Genomic DNA, 4,498 nt, shown 5'->3' on the forward strand with positions numbered 1-4,498 from the left:
CGCACGCTGTTCCTCAGTTTCGATGAGCAGCAAGCACCGGTGGTGCGCAATCTCGCCTCGGTGGGGATTGACCTCAGCGAGGCGATCGAGTCCGGCCTAGTTGAGTTCCAGACGCGCGAGGCCTGGAGCGGTCTGGTCGAGGAGCACTATCATGCCCTGGAGCAGTTGATTGAACGCTTCCGGCCCCATTGTCTCGTCATCGATCCGGTCTCTGCCCTGTTGAAGGCAGCCGGAGCCGATAGCGCCCAGGTCGCCATCGAGCGGGTGCTCAGCACCACCCGTGCACGCGGCATCACCACCCTGCTGACCTCATTGGGCACCCAAACCGACCCAACCAGTGAGGCCACGCTGAGTCATGCCTCGACCTTGGCCGATACCTGGATGGTGCTCGGCTTCAACATCTATGGCGGGGAGCGCAATCGCTCGCTCTCGGTGGTCAAGTCGCGCGGTTCGGCGCATTCCGATCAGGTGCGCGAGCTGATCCTGAGCAACTACGGCATCGATCTCGCCGATGTCTACGAATATGGCACTGAGGTCCTGATGGGCACGGCTCGAATGCAGAAGGAAAGCGAGGAAGCAATCAAGCGTCGACTCAAGACACTCGAAGATGCCCAGCACCAGCGGGCGCTCGAGCAGCAGCTCGAGCAGCTCCAGGGGCAAACGGAACGGCTCAAGTTGGAGTTGCAGGCACATAAAGAAGAGCGCTCGGCACGGGAGCGAAGCGCTCAACGTCACAACCGCGATGTGATGAGCCGTCGGAATCCGAGTGCAACTGAGACCGCTGACGCCCAGCAGCAAACGTCAGAACAGTCCCTAGCTGACGTACCCCAAGCTGAAACGTCCCCGCCTAAGGGGGCGGCATGAACAGACCCTCCGAGACCATGGCCACCAGCCCGCGTCGCCTCAGGCTCTTCGTGACCGGCGATGCGCCGCGCTCTCTGCGGGCACGGGCCAATCTTGCCGAGGCGCTCGAGCAGAGCGGACTCGATCCTAATACGGTGCAGGAGATCGATCTGACGGCCGATCCCGCGCAAAGCCTCGTCTTTGGCATCTTTGCCACGCCGGCCCTGTTGCGCACCAACGAGAACGGCGACGCCGAGATCCTCTACGGTGATCTCTCCGAGCGACGGGCCTTAGAGCGCTTTCTCGCGCTGCATCGGTGACATCGTTGGTGCCCCCTGATGGCACCATTGGTGGCACGGTTGATGGCAACCCTTGACTCACTCAACAAAAAAGGGCGCCGTAGCGCCCTTTGTGCCCTTCGCGATAGCGAAGCAGATCAGTTGACCTTCGGGTCAAGCTCGCCCTTGGCATAACGCTCGGTCATCGCCTCGAGCGAGAGCGCGCGGATCTTGCTGGCGTTGCCTGCGGTACCGAAGGCCTCGTAGCGGTGCTTGCAGATATCCTTCATGGCCTTGGTTGAGGCCGCGAGATACTTGCGTGGGTCGAAGTTCTTCGGGTTCTCGGCCAGGTGCTGCCGGATCGCACCGGTCGAGGCCATCCGCAGGTCGGTATCGATATTGACCTTGCGCACGCCGTTCTTGATGCCCTCGGCGATCTCTTCGACCGGCACGCCGTAGGTCTCACCCATGGCGCCGCCGAACTCATCGATGATCTTCAGCCACTCCTGTGGCACCGATGACGAGCCATGCATGACCAGATGGGTGTCAGGAATGCGCGCATGGATCTCTTTGATGCGCTGGATGGCCAGGATGTCACCTGTCGGCGGCCGAGTGAACTTGTAGGCACCGTGGCTGGTCCCGATGGCGATGGCCAAGGCATCAACATGGGTATCCTGGACGAACTTAGCGGCCTCTTCGGGATCGGTCAGCAGCTGGCTGTGATCGAGCACACCCTCGGCGCCTGAGCCATCCTCTTCACCCGCCATGCCGGACTCGAGTGAGCCCAGACAGCCCAGCTCGCCCTCGACCGAGACGCCGCAGGCGTGCGCCATGTCGACCACCTGACGGGTGACGCGCGCGTTGTAGTCGTAGTCCATCGGTGTCTTCATGTCCTCACCGAGCGAGCCGTCCATCATCACCGAGCTGAAGCCGAGCTGGATCGAGCGCTGGCAGACTGCGGGCGAGGCACCATGATCCTGGTGCATCACGACCGGGATGTGCGGCCATTCCTCGATCGCGGCCAGGATCAGGTGGCGCAGGAAGGGGGCGCCCGCATACTTGCGCGCACCGGCAGAGGCCTGACAGATCACCGGAGAATCGGTCTCGTCGGCCGCCTCCATGATCGCTCGCATCTGCTCTAGGTTGTTCACATTAAAGGCCGGAACGCCGTAGGTATGCTCGGCGGCGTGGTCCAGCAGCTGGCGAAGCGAAATAAGGGCCATTGCGGTTCTCCTCTGTCGTTGATAACGGAAAGGTTGTCTCAGATCGAATGCCGAAGCCTCAATCTCCGGTCAGGAGCCGATGCTCGCCGACGCGCATGATCTTCATGATGTTGGTCTGGCCTTCGACACCGCAGCGGTCGCCCTTGTGTACCGTGCCGTGGCGCAGCAGCTCTTCGATCACCTCCTTGTTGACCTCGTGGATATTCGTGCTCGAGACGTCGAATCTTACCGGATAGACACCTCGAAAAAGGGTCACTTTTCGACGGGTTGGCACCTGCCGCGTCATCGCGTAGATCGGGATGCCGGAGCTGATGCGCGACATCCATTTGACCGTCGAGCCAGACTCGGTCAGTGCGGCGATCGCCTTAACGCCCAGATGATTGGCGGTGTACATGGTGGCCATCGCGATGGCCTCATCGACACGGCCGAAGACCGTATCCAGGCGATGGGTCGAGCGCTGGACCAGGCGCTCCTTCTCGGCCTCGGCACAGATGCGCGACATCGACTCGACCACCTTGGCCGGGTTCTTGCCGACCGAGGTCTCGGCGGAGAGCATCACCGCGTCGGTGCCATCGAGGACTGCGTTGGCGACATCAAAGACCTCGGCCCGGGTCGGGATCGGGTTCTCGATCATCGACTGCATCATCTGCGTGGCAGTGATCACCACGCTGTTGCGCTCGCGCGCCAGCCGAATCAGCCGCTTCTGGACCGCCGGCAGCTCGGCGTCGCCGATCTCGACACCGAGATCGCCGCGCGCCACCATCACCGCATCTGAGGCATCGATGATGTCCTCCAGTGCCGTCAAGGCCTCAGCACGCTCGATCTTGGCAACGATGCCACCCTTGCCACCGGCGTCTTCAAGCAGCGTTCGCGCGAGCCGGACATCATTCCCATTGCAGACAAAGGAGACCGCGACATAGTCGGCCTCGACCTCGGCTGCGAAGGCGATATCGGCCTTGTCCTTGTCGGTCAGCGCCGGTGCGGAGAGTCCGCCACCCTTGCGGTTGATGCCCTTGTTGTTCGACAAACGCCCGCCGACCACAACGGTACAGTCAATGCGCGTGCCGGCAACACCGTCGACGCGCAGCTCGATGGCGCCGTCATCGAGCAGCAAGATGTCACCTGGGGCCACATCGTTGACCATACTCGGTAGGGTCGTCCCGACCCGGGTCGCATCGCCGGCGTCGAGCGGGCAATCGGCATCGATCGCGAACGCGGCTCCCTCGGCGAGCTCGATGGCCCCCTCGACGAAGCGTCCGATGCGGATCTTTGGCCCTTGCAGGTCGACGAGCAGACCCAGCGGATGCCGCTTGGCCAGCGCGGTCTCGCGAACCCGACGCGCGCGCTCGCGATGCCGATCATGGCTGTCATGCGACATGTTCAGCCGCACGACGTTGAGGCCGGCATCCATCATCGCCTCCAGCACGCCCGGGGCATCGGTGGCTGGGCCGAAGGTCGCAACGATCTTGGTACGTCTTGGCATGTTTGCTTATGTGTTCAATCCACGCCTGGCCAAACCGGGCGACACTGCTCGCAAGAGGCGAAGCCTCTTCCGTGCGGTATGATCCCCCGGAAAGCGGCAGGTCTTTACCGGGAGATCTTCCTCATGGTGAGTCGCGGGGTTGTTAGTCCTGTGCGCGCGCTTCGAGCATCGCGACAGCGGGCAGCGTCTTGCCTTCGAGATACTCGAGGAAGGCACCGCCAGCGGTCGAGATGTAGGAGACACGATCGTAAATATCGTACTTCTGGATCGCGGCGATGGTGTCGCCACCACCGGCCAGGGTAAAGGCATCGGTCTCGGCGATCGCCATCGAGATGGTCTTAGTGCCCTCGCCGAATTGATCGAACTCGAAGACGCCGACCGGGCCATTCCAGACCACGGTGCCCGCATTCTTGATGACCTCAGCCAGCGCGTTGGCACTATCTGGGCCGATGTCGAAGATCATGTCGTCATCCTCGACCTCGGCCACCGGCTTGGTCACCGCAGGCTCGTTCTCATCGAACTGCTTGCCGCAGACCACATCGGTCGCTATCGGGATGGTGGCCCCGGCTGCGGTTGCCTTTTCCATCAGCCCCTTCGCCGTGTCGACCAGGTCGGCCTCGTAGAGCGACTTGCCACCCTTGTGGCCAGCAGCCGCGAGGAAGGTGTTGGCG

The 4,498-nt window shown here is 62.6% G+C and carries 5 protein-coding genes; 2 read left to right on the top strand and 3 right to left on the bottom strand.

Going from position 1 to position 4,498, the window contains the following annotated elements; all coding sequences use genetic code 11:
- Together ACY693_RS15565 and ACY693_RS15570 are read left to right on the top strand one after the other, a co-directional pair.
- The coding region (locus ACY693_RS15565; RefSeq protein WP_462322728.1) for an ATPase domain-containing protein at nt 1–864 on the top strand (864 nt) is incomplete at its 5' end.
- Nucleotides 861–1,163, top strand: coding sequence for a circadian clock KaiB family protein (locus ACY693_RS15570; RefSeq protein ID WP_462322729.1), 303 nt, complete (start codon nt 861–863; stop codon nt 1,161–1,163). The genes ACY693_RS15565 and ACY693_RS15570, both read left to right, overlap by 4 nt.
- Before the next feature lie 116 nt (nt 1,164–1,279).
- Here ACY693_RS15570 and fba read toward each other — a convergent pair whose 3' ends face one another.
- From fba to pgk, 3 genes are all read right to left on the bottom strand, one after another.
- Nucleotides 1,280–2,344: a class II fructose-bisphosphate aldolase gene (gene fba / locus ACY693_RS15575; protein ID WP_462322730.1), complete on the bottom strand. Its 1,065-nt coding sequence runs from the start codon at nt 2,342–2,344 to the stop codon at nt 1,280–1,282.
- 58 nt (nt 2,345–2,402) lie between these two features.
- Nucleotides 2,403–3,827 (bottom strand): pyruvate kinase, encoded by a 1,425-nt coding sequence (gene pyk / locus ACY693_RS15580; protein ID WP_462322731.1) that lies wholly within the window; start codon nt 3,825–3,827, stop codon nt 2,403–2,405.
- A gap of 142 nt (nt 3,828–3,969) precedes the next feature.
- Nucleotides 3,970–4,498 (bottom strand): phosphoglycerate kinase (gene pgk / locus ACY693_RS15585; protein ID WP_462322732.1); only part of this gene is annotated, 529 nt, incomplete at its 5' end.

This window comes from Halochromatium sp. (genome assembly GCF_054919635.1).